25 protein-coding genes are annotated in these 14,581 nt (G+C 48.4%); 4 read left to right on the plus strand and 21 right to left on the minus strand.

The window, feature by feature from the left end; genetic code table 11:
• Window positions 1–2 precede the first annotated feature (2 nt).
• Genes rplR through rpsL form a run of 21 tightly spaced genes read right to left on the minus strand, consistent with a single transcriptional unit; the run spans window position 3 to window position 11,019 of the window.
• Complete coding sequence (gene rplR, locus WC259_RS03325) at window positions 3–368, minus strand: 50S ribosomal protein L18 (RefSeq protein ID WP_010936267.1); 366 nt, start codon at window positions 366–368, stop codon at window positions 3–5.
• Entirely contained in the window at window positions 368–916 is a 549-nt protein-coding gene (rplF, locus tag WC259_RS03330; protein ID WP_011309010.1) for a 50S ribosomal protein L6, read from the minus strand. The genes rplR and rplF overlap by 1 nt, the downstream gene beginning before the upstream one ends.
• Window positions 917–931: 15 nt before the next feature.
• A complete protein-coding gene (rpsH, locus tag WC259_RS03335; RefSeq protein WP_011309009.1) occupies window positions 932–1,327 on the minus strand; it encodes a 30S ribosomal protein S8 in 396 nt (131 codons plus the stop codon).
• A 33-nt stretch (window positions 1,328–1,360) separates the two neighbouring features.
• A complete protein-coding gene (locus tag WC259_RS03340) occupies window positions 1,361–1,546 on the minus strand; it encodes a type Z 30S ribosomal protein S14 (RefSeq protein WP_010936264.1) in 186 nt (61 codons plus the stop codon).
• Window positions 1,547–1,554: 8 nt separating this feature from the next.
• Entirely contained in the window at window positions 1,555–2,094 is a 540-nt protein-coding gene (gene rplE, locus WC259_RS03345) for a 50S ribosomal protein L5 (RefSeq protein ID WP_058316971.1), read from the minus strand.
• Window positions 2,094–2,405 (minus strand): 50S ribosomal protein L24, encoded by a 312-nt coding sequence (gene rplX, locus WC259_RS03350; protein WP_011309007.1) that lies wholly within the window; start codon window positions 2,403–2,405, stop codon window positions 2,094–2,096. Before rplX ends, rplE begins: the two co-directional genes overlap by 1 nt.
• A 10-nt stretch (window positions 2,406–2,415) precedes the next feature.
• Window positions 2,416–2,784: a 50S ribosomal protein L14 gene (gene rplN, locus WC259_RS03355; RefSeq protein WP_011309006.1), complete on the minus strand. Its 369-nt coding sequence runs from the start codon at window positions 2,782–2,784 to the stop codon at window positions 2,416–2,418.
• Window positions 2,785–2,799: 15 nt separating this feature from the next.
• Window positions 2,800–3,072 (minus strand): 30S ribosomal protein S17, encoded by a 273-nt coding sequence (gene rpsQ, locus WC259_RS03360; protein WP_011309005.1) that lies wholly within the window; start codon window positions 3,070–3,072, stop codon window positions 2,800–2,802.
• A 7-nt stretch (window positions 3,073–3,079) separates the two neighbouring features.
• A complete protein-coding gene (rpmC, locus tag WC259_RS03365) occupies window positions 3,080–3,277 on the minus strand; it encodes a 50S ribosomal protein L29 (protein ID WP_011309004.1) in 198 nt (65 codons plus the stop codon).
• A 1-nt stretch (window position 3,278) separates the two neighbouring features.
• Window positions 3,279–3,728, minus strand: a complete 450-nt coding sequence (gene rplP / locus WC259_RS03370) for a 50S ribosomal protein L16 (RefSeq protein ID WP_011309003.1) — start codon at window positions 3,726–3,728, stop codon at window positions 3,279–3,281.
• Between the two features lies 1 nt (window position 3,729).
• Window positions 3,730–4,566, minus strand: coding sequence for a 30S ribosomal protein S3 (rpsC, locus tag WC259_RS03375; RefSeq protein WP_011309002.1), 837 nt, complete (start codon window positions 4,564–4,566; stop codon window positions 3,730–3,732).
• An 8-nt stretch (window positions 4,567–4,574) separates the two neighbouring features.
• Entirely contained in the window at window positions 4,575–4,904 is a 330-nt protein-coding gene (rplV, locus tag WC259_RS03380; protein WP_011309001.1) for a 50S ribosomal protein L22, read from the minus strand.
• 30 nt (window positions 4,905–4,934) lie between these two features.
• Window positions 4,935–5,216, minus strand: coding sequence for a 30S ribosomal protein S19 (gene rpsS, locus WC259_RS03385; RefSeq protein WP_011309000.1), 282 nt, complete (start codon window positions 5,214–5,216; stop codon window positions 4,935–4,937).
• A gap of 6 nt (window positions 5,217–5,222) precedes the next feature.
• Window positions 5,223–6,047: a 50S ribosomal protein L2 gene (gene rplB, locus WC259_RS03390; protein ID WP_011308999.1), complete on the minus strand. Its 825-nt coding sequence runs from the start codon at window positions 6,045–6,047 to the stop codon at window positions 5,223–5,225.
• A gap of 25 nt (window positions 6,048–6,072) precedes the next feature.
• Entirely contained in the window at window positions 6,073–6,357 is a 285-nt protein-coding gene (rplW, locus tag WC259_RS03395; RefSeq protein WP_011308998.1) for a 50S ribosomal protein L23, read from the minus strand.
• A 12-nt stretch (window positions 6,358–6,369) separates the two neighbouring features.
• The gene (rplD, locus tag WC259_RS03400; RefSeq protein ID WP_011308997.1) at window positions 6,370–7,002 is read right to left on the minus strand and encodes a 50S ribosomal protein L4; all 633 of its coding nucleotides are present in this window, start codon (window positions 7,000–7,002) and stop codon (window positions 6,370–6,372) included.
• A 2-nt stretch (window positions 7,003–7,004) separates the two neighbouring features.
• On the minus strand, window positions 7,005–7,622 hold the full coding sequence (rplC, locus tag WC259_RS03405; RefSeq protein WP_011308996.1) for a 50S ribosomal protein L3: 618 nt from the start codon (window positions 7,620–7,622) through the stop codon (window positions 7,005–7,007).
• Between the two features lie 8 nt (window positions 7,623–7,630).
• Entirely contained in the window at window positions 7,631–7,939 is a 309-nt protein-coding gene (gene rpsJ, locus WC259_RS03410; RefSeq protein WP_012984208.1) for a 30S ribosomal protein S10, read from the minus strand.
• Window positions 7,940–7,963: 24 nt separating this feature from the next.
• Window positions 7,964–10,045 carry an elongation factor G gene (gene fusA / locus WC259_RS03415; protein ID WP_015406957.1) on the minus strand — a complete coding sequence of 694 codons (2,082 nt, stop codon included), beginning with the start codon at window positions 10,043–10,045 and terminating at the stop codon, window positions 7,964–7,966.
• A gap of 55 nt (window positions 10,046–10,100) precedes the next feature.
• Window positions 10,101–10,571 (minus strand): 30S ribosomal protein S7, encoded by a 471-nt coding sequence (gene rpsG / locus WC259_RS03420; protein WP_011308993.1) that lies wholly within the window; start codon window positions 10,569–10,571, stop codon window positions 10,101–10,103.
• Between the two features lie 13 nt (window positions 10,572–10,584).
• Window positions 10,585–11,019, minus strand: coding sequence for a 30S ribosomal protein S12 (rpsL, locus tag WC259_RS03425; protein WP_011308992.1), 435 nt, complete (start codon window positions 11,017–11,019; stop codon window positions 10,585–10,587).
• A gap of 520 nt (window positions 11,020–11,539) precedes the next feature.
• On the opposite strand from rpsL, the gene aroF reads away from it, so the two are divergent.
• From aroF to WC259_RS03445, 4 genes are all read left to right on the plus strand, one after another.
• Complete coding sequence (aroF, locus tag WC259_RS03430) at window positions 11,540–12,595, plus strand: 3-deoxy-7-phosphoheptulonate synthase (RefSeq protein WP_011308990.1); 1,056 nt, start codon at window positions 11,540–11,542, stop codon at window positions 12,593–12,595.
• 19 nt (window positions 12,596–12,614) lie between these two features.
• Window positions 12,615–13,694 carry a 3-dehydroquinate synthase gene (gene aroB / locus WC259_RS03435; protein ID WP_372643178.1) on the plus strand — a complete coding sequence of 360 codons (1,080 nt, stop codon included), beginning with the start codon at window positions 12,615–12,617 and terminating at the stop codon, window positions 13,692–13,694.
• Window positions 13,691–14,359 carry a type I 3-dehydroquinate dehydratase gene (aroD, locus tag WC259_RS03440; protein WP_372643181.1) on the plus strand — a complete coding sequence of 223 codons (669 nt, stop codon included), beginning with the start codon at window positions 13,691–13,693 and terminating at the stop codon, window positions 14,357–14,359. The genes aroB and aroD overlap by 4 nt, the downstream gene beginning before the upstream one ends.
• Window positions 14,343–14,581, plus strand: a 239-nt coding sequence (locus WC259_RS03445) for a shikimate dehydrogenase (protein ID WP_372643184.1), incomplete at its 3' end; no start/stop codon positions are given. The genes aroD and WC259_RS03445, both read left to right, overlap by 17 nt.

Consider the following 14,581-nt stretch of genomic DNA (forward strand, 5'->3'; position numbering starts at 1 on the left):
CCTTAGAATTTCAGGCCACCAGAGCGGGCAGCCTCAGCCAAAGCCTTGACCCGGCCATGATATTTGTAACCGCCGCGGTCAAAAACTACTTCCGAGATGCCTGCTTCAAGAGACCGTTTCGCAATCAAGTTGCCTATAACAACTGCCTGTTCGGTTTTAGTCTTACCGTCCAGCTCAGCCTTCAGCTCGGCATCCTTGGTGGAGGCCTGAACAAGGGTTGAACCACAGTTATCATTAATTACCTGAGTATAAATGTTTTCGATACTCCGGAAAACGCATAATCTGGGGCGGGCTTCTGTACCGCTGACCTTCTTGCGTAACCGTTCGTGCCGAACTATTCGCGCTTCTCTGGCATTTACTTTAGCCATTACTTAGCACCCTTTCCTATAGCCTTGCCGGGTTTGATGCGTACATATTCGCCGGCATATCTGATACCCTTGCCCATATAATGATCGGGTTTTCTGATAGACCTGATTTCAGCAGCCATCTGGCCTACATCTTCTTTATTTATACCGGATACCTTGACCTTGGTGGTACCGTCTACACTCAAAGTGATGCCCGCCGGAGGAGCTACTGTAACAGAGTGTGAAAAGCCTACCTTAAAGACAACCTTGTCGCCGTCTTTATCAGCACGCATACCCACGCCCACGATTTCCAGGTTCTTGTCAAAACCGTCTTTGACACCCACAATCATATTATCCAAAAGGGTCCGGCTAAGGCCAAAGAAAGACCTGGTGGCCTTGTCTGTACCCACCGGGGCTACTACCAAATAATCACCCTCCCGGTTAATGGTTACTTCAGGCCTGAAGCTTCTGCTAAGTGTCCCCTTGGGGCCTTTAACAGTTACATCATTCCCGTTTATATCCACCTTTATGCCAGGTGGAACTTTTATCGGCATTTTACCTATTCTAGACATATCAAAACCTCTAGTTTACCAGACTTTGCAAAGCAGCTCGCCACCGAGCCCCTGGCGCCAGGCCTGTGAACCAGTCATAACACCCTTTGAGGTGGAGACAATGGCAACACCCAAACCGCCGTAAACACGGGGGATTTCGCCCCGCTGTACGTAAACCCGAAGACCGGGCTTGCTGATTCTTTCCAGCCCGCTGACGAAGGAAGCACCACCTTCGTCATAGCGAAGAACTATTTTCAGCTGACGTTTGGGCTTGGCGCCAATCACTTCATAACCGGCAATAAAGCCTTCTTGTTTCATGACCTTGGCAAGGTACTGTTTCATCCGGGAAGCCGGCATGATTACTACCTCGTGTCTGGCCATTACGCCATTTCGTATTCTTGTTAACATATCTGCAATCGGATCAGAGATCATCGTAAACCCCCGTTATTAAACCTCAATTATACCCTACCAACTGGACTTTCGGACACCAGGTATCTGTCCCTGTAACGCCAGCTCGCGGAAACAGATGCGGCATAAACCAAACCTGTTAATATAGCCCCTGGGACGACCACACCGGCTACAACGGTTATGGTGCTGCACCTTGAACTTGGATGCGCGCTGGGATTGAACAATTTTAGATGTTTTAGCCATAGTCTCCTCTAATCCTTACTGAGAGGCATGCCCAAGAGTTCCAAGAGCTTCTTGCCTTCTTCAGGTGTGTTGGCGGTAGTTACAATACAAATTTCCAGACCGCGCGGTTTCTCAATCTTGTTAAAATCAATCTCAGGGAAAACCGAATGGTCTTTAAAACCTAAAGTGTAGTTGCCACGCTCATCAAAAGCGGTATTGGGAACGCCCTGAAAATCTCGTACACGGGGCAGAGTAATGAAGAACAATTTGTTAAGGAAATCATACATCCTCTGGCCGCGCAGGGTGACCTTTAAACCGATGGGCATACCGGCCCTCAGCTTAAAGTTGGCAACAGAACGTTTGGCACGGGTGACTACGGGATGCTGCCCAGCAATGGCAACAATGTCTGCTTCCGCAGTTTCCATTGCCTTGGAGTTGGATACAGCCTCGCCTACACCGGTGTTTATAACCACTTTTACCAGCTTGGGCACCTGCATAATATTCCCATAATTGAAGAACTTTTGAAGTTCAGGTACAGCGTTAGTGTAACGTTCCTCTACCTTAAGCATTAGTCAATTACCTCATTGCAGGATTTGCAGTAGCGTACACTTTTACCGTCCGCCAATTCCCGGCTGCCAATACGAGCCGGTTTGTTGCATTTACTGCAAAGCAACATCAAATTTGAAACATGTAAAGGAGCTTCACGTTCAATAATGCCGGCCTGTTTGGCCTGACCTTTGGCACGTGAATGCCGCTTTATCATGTTCACGCCCTCCACTAGTACTCTGTCAGTACGGGGATAGGCGTAACGAACCTTACCGGTTTTACCCTTGTCCTTACCGGCAATTACCAGCACGTTATCGTTTTTCTTCAGTCTCATCTAAGTACCTCTACAATACCTCAGGCGCCAGCGACAAGATCTTGGTGAATTTTTTATCACGAAGCTCGCGGGCCACCGGGCCAAAAATACGGGTGCCTTTGGGCTCCATCTTGTCATTCAGAATAACTGCAGCGTTATCATCAAACTTTATATAAGAGCCATCCGGGCGGGCATAAGGCTTGGTAATGCGTACCACAACAGCCTTTACCACCGTGCCGGATTTAGCCTGGGCATCAGGGCTGGATTTTTTTACCGCAGCTACTATAACATCACCAACTTTAGCTTGTATTTTGTGGCTTCCGCCCAAAACGTTGATGCACATTATTTTCTTAGCGCCGGTATTATCTGCTACGTTTAACCTGGTATACTGTTGAACCATCTCTTCTCTCCAGAACTATGCTTCCTGAGCCGCAACAATGTGGCCCTTGGTGATTATCTTGCTGAGCCGCCAGTATTTCCCCTTAGAGATGGGGCGGCATTCAACTATTTCAATCATATCACCAATTTTAGCTTCGTTTTTTTCATCATGAACCAGATATTTCATAGTCCGGCGATAAGTCTTTTTGTAAAGGGGATGACGTTTGACTACATCAATACCCACCACAATGGTTTTTTCCATCTTATCGCTGATCACATGACCGATTCGGGTTTTGTTTTTTATCTCCATATCAGTCCTACCTTATCTGCAGTTCGCGCTCACGCATTACGGTTAGAATGCGGGCAATGTCATTTTTTACCCGGGGAAGCTCTCGGTGATTTACTAACTGCCTGGTAGAAAGCTTCAGTCTGAGCTCAAAAAGCTCCTTATGGGAATCTTCAAGCTTCTTCTTTATTTCAGTATCAGAAAGGCCGCGAATATCACTTATATTCATATTACTCAGCCTCCTCAACTTCAGTTTCTCCCGCAACTACGGGTATATCACGAGCCACAAAACGGGTCTTTACCGGCATTTTATAAGACGCAAGCCGCATAGCCTCTTTGGCTGCTTCAGGGGTTACCCCGCCGATTTCAAACATTATCCGGCCACGCCTTACTACCGCTACCCATTCTTCCGGAGCACCTTTACCTCCACCCTGACGGGTTTCAGCCGGTTTCTTGGTAATGGGTTTGTCAGGGAAAATCCGTATCCAAACCTGACCGCCGCGGCGGATATAACGGGTGATTGCCCGGCGTGTAGCCTCTATCTGGCGGGCGGTAATCCAGCCGGCCTCAAGAGACTGCAAAGCAAATTCACCGAAAGCAACTGTGTTGCCTTTATGGGCAGCCCCGTCACGACGCCCGCGCTGTACCTTCCTAAACTTAACACGCTTGGGTTGGAGCATATTATTCCTCTTCCTTGGTTATGTTCTCAGCTTTTTTGACTACACGCTTGGGTTTTTCTTCAGCGGGAATCTCAGCTTCGGCCTTCTTAACAACCCTCTTGGGTTTGGCCGCAATATCAGCAACCTTGGTTTCGGTAACAACTGCGGCAGGAGCATCAGCCATAACAGCAGCCATTTCCGTTACTTCGGATTCAGATTTCTCTTTAGCTTCGGGCAGGATATCACCACGGTATACCCATACCTTTATACCTACATCACCAAGGGCAGTGTGAGCCCTGGTGCATCCGTAATCAATGTCAGCTCTCAGGGTGTGCAAAGGAACACGCCCCTCGTGCATTACCTCGCGCCGGGCAATTTCTACGCCGCCCAGACGACCTGAGGCACATATTTTAATACCCTTGGCACCAGCCTGCATGCTGCGGAAAATGGCTTGCTTCATGGCACGCCTGTAAGCAACACGGCGTTCAATCTGCTCTGCCACACTCCGGGCAACCAGAAAGGCGTCAAGCTCAGCCTGAGATATTTCTACAATATTCAACTGAACCTTTTTGCCAATTAAATCTTCCAGGAAATGGCGCATTTCATCAACACGCTGACCGCCGCGTCCGATTACAATACCCGGCCGTGCAGTCCGGACGGAAACGGTCACTTTGTTGGACTGGCGCTCAATATCTACCTGAGAGATAGCGGCATCTACATACTTCTTTGAGATAGCCTTGCGAAGTTTAAGATCTTCAGTAAGGCATTCGGCAAAGTTTTTATCACTGGCGTGCCATTTAGCACTCCAGTCTTTAATAATGCCAAGTCTAAACCCGATTGGATGAACTTTGCGTCCCATTAACCCTCCTAGTCAGCCACGACAACAGTTATATGGCTGGAGCGCTTTAATATTGGCGAAACCCGGCCTCTGGCCTGAGGACGCATCCGCTTGAGCATTCGCGCTTCATCTGCATAAATCTGTGATATTTTTAAATCAGCCGGATTCATTTGGAAATTATTCTCCGCATTAGCTGCGGCTGATTTTATTACTTTGGATACTACCTTGGCCGTAGGCGAGGTCATAAAGCGAAGCAATGTAATAGCCTCACTTACTTTCTTGCCACGGACCAGATCAACGCACAGTCTTACCTTAAGCGCTGAATATCCGGTGTCCTTTACTATTGCTTTTACTTCCATTTTATAACCTACCCTACCCGGTTAACTTCACTATTTTACCTGAGATACCTTTTCCGCTTTAGCATGACCGCGGAAATTTCTGGTGGTGGTAAATTCTCCCAGCTTATGCCCTACCATGTTTTCGGTTATGTATATGGGCACGTGGCGTCTGCCGTCATGTACACCCACATTCAAACCAACCATGAGCGGGGTAATGGTGGACCAGCGAGCCCAAGTCTTGATAATGGACTTCTGGTTGGTAGCACTGGCTACCTCCACTTTTTTCATAAGTTTAGGGCAAAGAGCCGGCCCTTTTTTAACAGAACGTGACATTATTCTTTACCCCCTCCGCTTCACGATAAGTTTGTCAGAGTATTTAGCCTTGCGGGTACGATAACCCAAAGCCGGTTTACCCCAGGGAGTTTTCGGCCCGGTCATACCAATAGGACAGCGACATTCACCACCGCCGTGAGGATGGTTGTTGGGTGACATGGCAGAACCTCTGACAGTCGGTCTCCAACCCAAGTGGCGGTTGCGCCCAGCCTTACCTATTTCAAGGGTACCATGCTCTATATTGCCAATCTGGCCTACGGTAGCAGAGCAATCACTCCGCACCTTGCGCATTTCACCGGAAGGCAAACGCACAAGCGCATAATCATCCTCTTTAGCCATCAGCTGAGCGGCAGCACCGGCACTGCGTACCATTATGCCGCCCTTGCCCTTGATAATCTCAATATTATGAATGAATGTACCGGTGGGTATGGAACTGAGAGGCAGAGCATTGCCGCTCTTGGGCTCAGCATTTTCACCCGCCATAATCACATCGCCAACCTTCAAATCTGAAGGAGCCAAAATATAGCGTTTCTCACCATCAGTGTAGAAGACCAGAGCTATACGGGCAGTCCTGTTAGGATCATACTCGATAGCGGCCACTCTTCCAGGCACATCCAGCTTATTACGTTTGAAATCTATAACGCGAATCTGTGTTTTGCTACCACCACCCCTATGGCGAACGGTTACGCGCCCCTGGTTATTTCGGCCTGAATCATTCTTGACCGAAACCAAGAGAGCTCTCTCCGGCCGGCTCTTAGTAATTTCCTCAAAGGAGGAAACACTGTGATGCCGGCGGCCCGGGGAAGTAGGGCGATATATCTTTATTGCCACTTTATATCAACCACCCTTTCCTTGACTAAACACCCTCAAATAGAGTTATCTTATCACCCTCTTTGAGAGTGATGATGGCTTTACGCAACCCTGCGGTTTGGATTAGATTGCGACCCATCCGCTTTTGCTTGCCCGGTATGTGAAGCATATTTACATCTTCAACCGTTACATTAAAGGCCTGCTCCACTGCCAGCTTTACCATACGCTTGTTAGCCCCCTTGGCTATTTCAAAAGCGTACTTATTCTGCGTAGCATGAACACTGTTCTTTTCAGATATTAACGGTCGGCGCAATACTTCATATAAATTCATTGTTCCTTCTCCTTAGCCTGAGCGCTGACCCCAGAGTTCTTCAACCTGACGTACCGCTTCTTCAGTCATAACCAGTTGCTTATTCTTGAGCATATCAGATATGTTCAACAAATTAGCCGGAGTGGTCTTGACTGCCGGTATATTGCGAGCAGACTTGATAAAATTGGTATCAGGATTATCTACCGCTATAAGAGTGGGCGAGATTACCTGAAGAGCTGTCAGTATTTTTGCCATATCTCTGGTTTTAGGTTCATCAAAGCTAAGTTGGTCAATAACCTTCAGTTCGCCGCTCTCCAGCTTAAAGGACAACACACACCTGATGGCCTGACGGCGCATCTTTTTGGGAAGATCCTTGCTGAAGTCTCTGGGGCGAGGACCAAAGGCCACGCCGCCGTGCCGCCTGACGGGTGAGCGGTTGGTACCCATGCGGGCATTACCGGTACCCTTCTGACGATATATCTTGCGGCTTGAACCCTGAACTTCACCTCTGGTCTTGGTTGACTGAGTACCCTGGCGGGCATTCGCCTGCTGGGCTACAAAAGCCTGATGAACCAGAGCTTCATTGAAGGGTACGCCAAAGACGTCTTCACTGATATTGATATTCTTTACGATTTCTCCGGATGCGTTATAAACAGGAATTTCCACGTTTATTTACCCGTTTTCTTAATTAATATTATAGTATTCTTGCCACCGGGGATAGCGCCCTTGACCATCAGCAGATTTTTCTCTGCGTCGGTTTTAAGCACAACCAGATTGCGGATAGTAACCGCCTCGTTCCCCATGTGACCCGCCATGTGCTTGCCCTTATAAATACGGCCGGGGGTGGTGGTGGAACCGATGGAACCCGGAGCCCTATGACGGTCAGATTGACCATGGGTTTTGGGACCACCGGCAAAATGCCAGCGTTTTACAACGCCTGAGAAACCACGCCCTCTGGAGACGCCACTGGCGTCTATCTTTTCGCCGTCCTTAAAGTCACTGACCGTAATCTGGTCACCGACACTGACCGCCGCAATATCATCAACATCTACTTCGCGCAGCACTTTGAATTCACCAAAGCCTCTGCACTGGCCCTTTACAGCCGAAGTGATATGCTTGGCCTTGCCGTAACCTAGCTGAACAGCCTCATAGCCGTCCTGCTTTTCGGTCTTGACCTGGACCACTACACACGGACCAGCCTCCACCAAGGTGACCGGCTGAGCCTTGCCGTCCTCTTGGAATATCTGGGTCATACCGATTTTTTTACCGATAATACCTTGAATCATATTCGTTCCTAAAGTTTAATATCTATGCTTACGCCAGCTGGGAGGTTCAGATTGGTTAAGGCATCAATAGTCTTAGATGTAGTTTCCACTATGTCAATAAGACGTTTATGAGTCCTTATCTCAAACTGTTCCTGTGAATCCTTATCAATAAAGGATGCGCGTATGACACTGTAACGCTGGATACGTGTAGGCAGAGGAACCGGCCCTGATATAGTAGCCCCTGTCCGTTCCAGAGCTTCTACAATCTGCAATGCAGACTGATCCAGAATCTTGTGGTCAAAGCCTTTGAGTTTTATCCTGATTTTTTGTTTAGTCATACAATATCACCCTAACCAGTATACTTATTTCTTGCCGGAGGCTTCAACGACCTGTGTGGCCAATTCGCCTGGCATTTCACGATAAGATTCAAACTCCATAGAGAAAGTAGCCCGTCCCTTGGTTACTGACCGAAGATCCGTAGTATAACCAAAGCTTTCAGCCAAAGGCACCGTGCCAGTGATAACGGTAGTTTCAGGACTGGGTTCTACTGATATAATCTGCCCCCGGCGTGAATTCAGGTCACCGATAACATCACCCATATATTCCTCAGGAGTGACTGCTTCAAGTTTCATAATGGGCTCAAGCAGTATCGGTTTTGCCTTGGCAACAGCCGCTTTGATAGCCATGGAACCAGCCATCTTGAAAGCATTTTCATTAGAGTCTACATCATGGTAGCTACCATCAGTGGCGATTACTTTTACATCAACCATGGGGTAACCGGCATATACACCAGTCTCCAACGTATCCCTGATACCGGACTCTGCCGCCATCAGGAAGTTGCGGGGTATAGCCCCACCCTTAACGTTATCAACAAATTCGTAACCTGCGCCGCGCTCACGGGGTTCAATCTCAATAGTAACATCACCATATTGACCGCGACCACCGGACTGGCGGACAAATTTACCCTGTGCCTTGGCATGGGCGGTAATGGCCTCACGGTACGCTACGCGGGGTTTACCCACGCCTGCATTAACCTTGAACTCAGACAGCAACCGGCTGACCAGCACATCAAGGTGAAGTTCTCCCATACCATATATAACAGTTTGTCCGGTTTCATCATCAAACTTGACCTTGAAAGTAGGATCTTCTTCAGCCAGTTTCTGCAGACCTTCAGTCATCTTGTCCTGGTCCGAACGGGTCTTAGGCTCTATGGCCAAATTGATAACCGGTTCAGGGAACTTGATGTTTTCAAGCAAAATCGGAGCATTCTGGTCGCACAGGGTGTCACCGGTAAAGGTATTGCGAAGACCCAGACTGGCCACGATTTCACCCGCATCAGCATACTCAATCTCTTCACGGTCATTGGCATGCATACGGATAAGACGGCCTATGCGTTCACGCTCACCGCGGGTGCTGTTATAAGCACCGGAGCCGGCTGAAATGCTACCGGAGTAAATCCGGAAGTATACCAGACGACCTACAAACGGGTCGGATACAATCTTAAAAGCCAGAGCGGAGAAAGGCTCGGTGTCACTGGTATGACGCTCTATCGATTCACCAGTTTTAGGATCAGTCCCTTTCATAGCCGGAATGTCCAAAGGTGAAGGCAGATAGTCACAGACCGCATCCAGCAGTCTTTTTACGCCCTTGTTGCGAAGAGAAGTGCCGCAGAATATGGGAATGGCTTTATTGGCCAAACATACCCGGCGGATAGCGGCTTTCAGCTTTTCTATCGGCAGTTCTTCACCGGCCAGATAGGCTTCCATAACCTCGTCATCTTCTTCAGCCAGACGCTCTATCATCATATTGCGGAATTTCACAGCCCGTTCTTTTTCAGCAGCGGGCAAATCAAATGTTTCAACAGGTTCTTCCGGGCTGTTATCCATACCGTAACACTTGAAATCAAGCAAGTCACAGTTGCCGCGGAAAGTTTCAGCACAACCAATGGGTATCTGAAGAGGCAGATATTTGGCCTTAAGGCGTTCTGCAATCATACCCAGAGTACGTTCGTAATTAGCACCGGTGCGGTCCATCTTGTTAATAAAGCAGATACGGGGTACACCATAGCGGCTGGCCTGACGCCATACAGTTTCAGACTGGGCTTCAACACCGGCCACTCCGTCAAATACCACCACCCCGCCATCAAGTACACGCAGACTGCGCTCAACCTCAGCGGTAAAATCCACATGTCCGGGAGTATCTATAATGTTAAGGTGATGCCCATTCCAGTAAGCAGAAGTAGCGGCAGAAGTAATAGTTATACCTCTGGCTTTTTCCTGCTCCATCCAGTCCATTACGGTGGTACCCTCGTCAATATTGCCGATTTTATGGGTACGTTTGGTAAGGTAAAGGATACGCTCAGTCGTAGTCGTCTTTCCGGCGTCTATGTGGGCAATGATACCTATATTACGAACCCTCTCCAGAGGGTATTTCCTGTCGCTCATATTATCTAAACTCTGGGTAACCCGTCAGGGTTACCCAATTCCCCCTATTTTCTCTCTACCACCTGTAATGGGCGAAAGCACGGTTGGCCTCGGCCATCTTGTGGGTCTCTTCTCTTTTCTTAACAGCAGCACCCTGCTCACGAGAGGCTTCCAGCATTTCAGAAGCCAATCTTTCAGCCATAGACTTGCCGGTCCGCTTGCGGGCGGCCTTAATAATCCAGCGCATGGCCATGGTCTGGGCGCGGTCAGGACGCACCTCAATAGGTACCTGGTAAGTAGCACCGCCTACACGGCGGGGTTTAACCTCAATAAAAGGAGTGGCATTTTTAAGACCCTGCTCAAATACCGCCAAACCCTCTTTATTTTCCTGTTTACCCATTATATCAATTGCATCATAAACAATCCTCTGGGCGGTGGCCTTCTGGCCGTGCATCATAAGCTTGTTTATGAAATTGGAAAGCATCAGGCTGTTATACCTGGAATCCGGGGCAACTGCTCTTTTAAATTTTCGTGCTCTTCTAGGCATATTTTATCTCCGGTTATTTCTTCTTGGCAGGAGCGGCTTTGCCTTTTTTGGCGCCGTATCTGCTGCGACCCTGCTGCCGATTTGCCACACCAGCGGTATCAAGAGTACCGCGAATGATGTGATAACGAACACCCGGTAGGTCAGGCACACGGCCGCCACGTATCAGAACCACAGAGTGTTCCTGAAGATTATGGCCTTCACCGGGGATATAAGCAGTAACTTCCATATGGTTGCTCAGCCTTACTCTGGCAATCTTGCGCAAAGCCGAATTCGGCTTTTTAGGAGTAGTGGTTTTTACCTGGGTGCAGACGCCCCTTTTCTGGGGAGAGCCATCACCGAAGGCTACCTTGTTGCGCAGAGAATTGAAACTGTAATGCAGCGCAGGTGCCTTGTACTTCTTGGCCGCACTTGTGCGCCCTTTTCTTACTAGCTGATTAACCGTTGGCATACTGTACCTTCCTGTTAACAATTGCTGTTTTAATAATTTTCCCGTTTTCAATCAATAAGGATGAGCCAGGCCCATCCTTAAAATCTATAAGGCGACCATAATGGATATGGTCAAACCTGAAAGTTAACCACAAACAGAAAGTTAGTCTAGCACAGCAATATATGGATGTCAACTCCACCCATCACTGACAACCCGCTGGTTTGAAGCTGGAGAACACCCCCGTCTGCCTCAGGGCACTTATCCGCTGCCCGACCGATAACAACCACCAGGAAAAAAGACTACATATAATAGCACTAAATAGTTCTCTTGACAAACCCTTTTCAGCTATGCTATTGTCATTCAACTATGTTAAACGTTAAATCCTTTAGAAACTATTACTACTTTACCAAGATAGGATCGCTTGGGAGATAACGTTTTACTAAAAAACCAATAACCACCAATTAGTAAGTTAGAAATCCTCCCAGGCAACGGGGGGATTTTTGATTTATACGGGTATAAAAAGCAAAGGAGAAAGCAAACCATGATTATCATGAAAAAAGATGCCAGTCAGGAAGAACTAGAAAACGTAATTGCCGAGGTTCGCCGCTGCGGTCTCAAGACCGATGTATCAAAGGGGGCATTCAGAACCATTATCGGCCTTATAGGAGATGAAAAATCTATCCCGTTTGCTTACTTTTCCAGCTTGCCCGGCGTCAAGGAAGCCCGTATGGTGGAAACCCCGTACAAGCTTATCAGCCGCGAATACTCAAACCTGTGGCAGGCTGAAGGAATGACCCGTGAGATAAAAGTAAAAGATATAATTATCGGCGGAGACGAGCCGGTCTTCATTGCCGGGCCTTGCGCAGTGGAAAGCAAAGAAGCCCTGATGAAAATAGCCGAAGGGGCAAAGATGGCCGGTGCCCAGATACTCAGAGGCGGCGTTTACAAACCCCGCTCATCTGTCCATTCTTTCCAGGGGCTGGGTTCTGCCGGCAAGGATGAGGCCACCGAAGCCCTTTCCTGGCTGAAAGAGGCCGGAGAACGCTTTGAGATGGCAGTAATGACCGAGGTGCGGGGCGAATCACAGGCAGATTTGGTAGCCGAATTTGTAGACATACTACAGGTAGGCTCGCGCAATATGTATGATCAGGATCTGTTGGCAACAGTGGCCAGAAAAGGCAAACCCGTTATGTACAAACGCCACTTCGGTGCCAGTATGGAAGAATTCCTTTCCTTTGCCGAATATATAGCCGCAGAAGGAAATAAGGATATAATATTGTGCGAAAGAGGCATAGTGCCGGTGGGCAAGGGTAAAAGCTTCACCCGCTACAATCTGGATTTGGCGGCAGTACCCATAGCCTTAAAGGAAACCTACCTGCCCATCATGGTTGACCCCAGCCATGCCACCGGACGGCGTGATCTGATATACAGCATGAGCTGTGCCGCCATGGCCGCCGGGGCTAACGGACTGATGGTGGAAGTGCATACCAACCCGGCAGAAGCTCTGGTGGATGCATCCCAAATGATAACTCCGCCGGAACTGAAAGAACTCATTGACACCTGCCGTCAGATAAACAAACTGGTGAAAAAACACTAATATATATAAGGAAAGAACCTTGAAAAGTATTGGGCTTAATCTAAGTGGGCGTGAATACAAGATATTGATAGGAAGTGATTTACTGTCTGAAACAGCCACTCTCCTAAGGGAAGCTATCCCTTGTGACAGAGTGGTAGTCATCACCAATATAGATATAAACAGGATTTACGGTAAAAAGCTGAAAAAACACCTTGAATCAAAGGGCATTGAAAGCTTGTTTCTGGAACTTCCTGAGGGCGAAATACACAAGACTCTGGATATGGCCGCCCATATCTATCCCCAGCTAATAAACCACTTTGCCGAAAGGAATACCCCGATACTGGCTTTGGGCGGCGGGGTAATTGGCGACCTGAGCGGGTTTGTAGCCGCCACCTACCAGCGGGGTGTCCCGCTTATCCACCTGCCTACCAGCCTGCTGTCACAGGTAGATTCCAGCATCGGCGGCAAAGTGGCGGTAAACCATGGCGGGGTCAAGAATATTGTAGGCAGTTTTTACCAGCCAAGGTTAGTCATTGCCGATACCGGCTGCTTGAAAACCCTGCCCGAAAAAGAATTTGCCTGCGGCATGGCCGAAATAATAAAGAGTGCCGCCATTGGCAGCAGTGAGTTGTTCAGATTGCTGGAAACAAATACCCAAGCAGTCAAAGACCGCTCTCCGGAAGTTATGGAAGATATTATCAGCCAGACTGCCACCATCAAAGCCGGCATAGTCTGTCGGGACGAAACTGACCGCGGCATCAGAAATATACTGAATTTCGGGCACACTCTGGGGCACGCACTGGAAAGCACCTCGTCTTTCAGCCAAAGCCACGGGGCAGCGGTAGCTATCGGCATGTGTTTTGCCGCCAGACTCTCGGTCAGGCTGGGTTTATGCGAAAATGAAACTGCCTTGCGGCTGGAAAAACTGATAGCCGATTTCGGGCTACCCACCAACCCCAAGGATATAGACCCGGACAAAATTATTGAAGCCATGCATCATGATAAAAAGGTATCAGACGGACGTATCCGCTTTATACTCTTAAAAAGACCGGGGGAGGCTTTGATAGCTGAAAATATACTTAAGCCGGATGTTCTTTCCGTACTGGAGGAAATGAAATGAAAATACCGCCAATCTGCTGTGTAATAACCCGGCTTCCTCAGGCTGAGACCCTGAAGAAGAGTGAAGGTGCAGCCTTTTACGAACTGAGGCTGGATCTGCTGGGTGAAAACTGGCGGGAGACGGCGGTATTACTTAACAAACCCTTTATGGCCACCTGCCGCAGGTCTGCCGAAGGGGGCAGTTTTAAAGGAAATGAAGCTGAGCGGATAAACAGGCTGGAAAAAGCCGCATCCGCCGGTGCCTTCATGCTGGATATTGAATATTCCACCCCCAATCTGGAGGAAGTGCTTGGGCGGCTCAGACCACAGGCAAAGTGCTTGTTATCCCATCACAACTTTACTGATACTCCTTCTGCGGCCAAGCTTAAGACGCTCCTAAAGGATATGCTCACCCACCAGGCGGACATATATAAGGTAATTACCACTGCCACCTCAATAAATGATAATATTAACCTGCTTAATCTGACAAAGGAGATACCGGATAAGAAAATTGTCGCTTTTGCCATGGGGGAACCGGGCATTCTGAGCCGTATACTCTGCCCGCTGGCCGGAAGCCCTTTTACCTACGCCAGCCTGAATGACGGCAATAAGTCTGCATCAGGTCAGATGACCCTGGCTCAAATGATTGAAATCTACCGGTCGGTAAATTATGCAAACCATACCTGATGCATTATTCGGGATTATTGGTTATCCGGTAAGTCACTCCGTCTCACCGGCTATGCAAAATGCTGCCTTCAAACACTGCAAGCTGAATTATTTATATTTGACTATTGCAGCCAAACCTGAAGACCTGCAAAACGTAATTGCCAGCATGCGTCCTCTGAATATACGCGGTCTGAATGTGACCATCCCCCACAAGATAGAGGTCATTAAATACATTGATACCCT

Source organism: Dehalococcoides sp., from assembly GCF_041654235.1.
GTDB lineage: Bacteria > Chloroflexota > Dehalococcoidia > Dehalococcoidales > Dehalococcoidaceae > Dehalococcoides > Dehalococcoides mccartyi_B.

Coding starts and splice junctions, on each gene's coding strand:
- rplR (WP_010936267.1), bottom strand. CDS start 368: ATGGCTAAAGTAAATGCCAGAGAAGCGCGAATAGTTCGGCACGAACGG.
- rplF (WP_011309010.1), bottom strand. CDS start 916: ATGTCTAGAATAGGTAAAATGCCGATAAAAGTTCCACCTGGCATAAAG.
- rpsH (WP_011309009.1), bottom strand. CDS start 1,327: ATGATCTCTGATCCGATTGCAGATATGTTAACAAGAATACGAAATGGC.
- WC259_RS03340 (WP_010936264.1), bottom strand. CDS start 1,546: ATGGCTAAAACATCTAAAATTGTTCAATCCCAGCGCGCATCCAAGTTC.
- rplE (WP_058316971.1), bottom strand. CDS start 2,094: ATGCTTAAGGTAGAGGAACGTTACACTAACGCTGTACCTGAACTTCAA.
- rplX (WP_011309007.1), bottom strand. CDS start 2,405: ATGAGACTGAAGAAAAACGATAACGTGCTGGTAATTGCCGGTAAGGAC.
- rplN (WP_011309006.1), bottom strand. CDS start 2,784: ATGGTTCAACAGTATACCAGGTTAAACGTAGCAGATAATACCGGCGCT.
- rpsQ (WP_011309005.1), bottom strand. CDS start 3,072: ATGGAGATAAAAAACAAAACCCGAATCGGTCATGTGATCAGCGATAAG.
- rpmC (WP_011309004.1), bottom strand. CDS start 3,277: ATGAATATAAGTGATATTCGCGGCCTTTCTGATACTGAAATAAAGAAG.
- rplP (WP_011309003.1), bottom strand. CDS start 3,728: ATGCTCCAACCCAAGCGTGTTAAGTTTAGGAAGGTACAGCGCGGGCGT.
- rpsC (WP_011309002.1), bottom strand. CDS start 4,566: ATGGGACGCAAAGTTCATCCAATCGGGTTTAGACTTGGCATTATTAAA.
- rplV (WP_011309001.1), bottom strand. CDS start 4,904: ATGGAAGTAAAAGCAATAGTAAAGGACACCGGATATTCAGCGCTTAAG.
- rpsS (WP_011309000.1), bottom strand. CDS start 5,216: ATGTCACGTTCTGTTAAAAAAGGGCCGGCTCTTTGCCCTAAACTTATG.
- rplW (WP_011308998.1), bottom strand. CDS start 6,357: ATGAATTTATATGAAGTATTGCGCCGACCGTTAATATCTGAAAAGAAC.
- rplC (WP_011308996.1), bottom strand. CDS start 7,622: ATGATTCAAGGTATTATCGGTAAAAAAATCGGTATGACCCAGATATTC.
- rpsJ (WP_012984208.1), bottom strand. CDS start 7,939: ATGACTAAACAAAAAATCAGGATAAAACTCAAAGGCTTTGACCACAAG.
- fusA (WP_015406957.1), bottom strand. CDS start 10,045: ATGAGCGACAGGAAATACCCTCTGGAGAGGGTTCGTAATATAGGTATC.
- rpsG (WP_011308993.1), bottom strand. CDS start 10,571: ATGCCTAGAAGAGCACGAAAATTTAAAAGAGCAGTTGCCCCGGATTCC.
- rpsL (WP_011308992.1), bottom strand. CDS start 11,019: ATGCCAACGGTTAATCAGCTAGTAAGAAAAGGGCGCACAAGTGCGGCC.
- aroF (WP_011308990.1), top strand. CDS start 11,540: ATGATTATCATGAAAAAAGATGCCAGTCAGGAAGAACTAGAAAACGTA.
- aroD (WP_372643181.1), top strand. CDS start 13,691: ATGAAAATACCGCCAATCTGCTGTGTAATAACCCGGCTTCCTCAGGCT.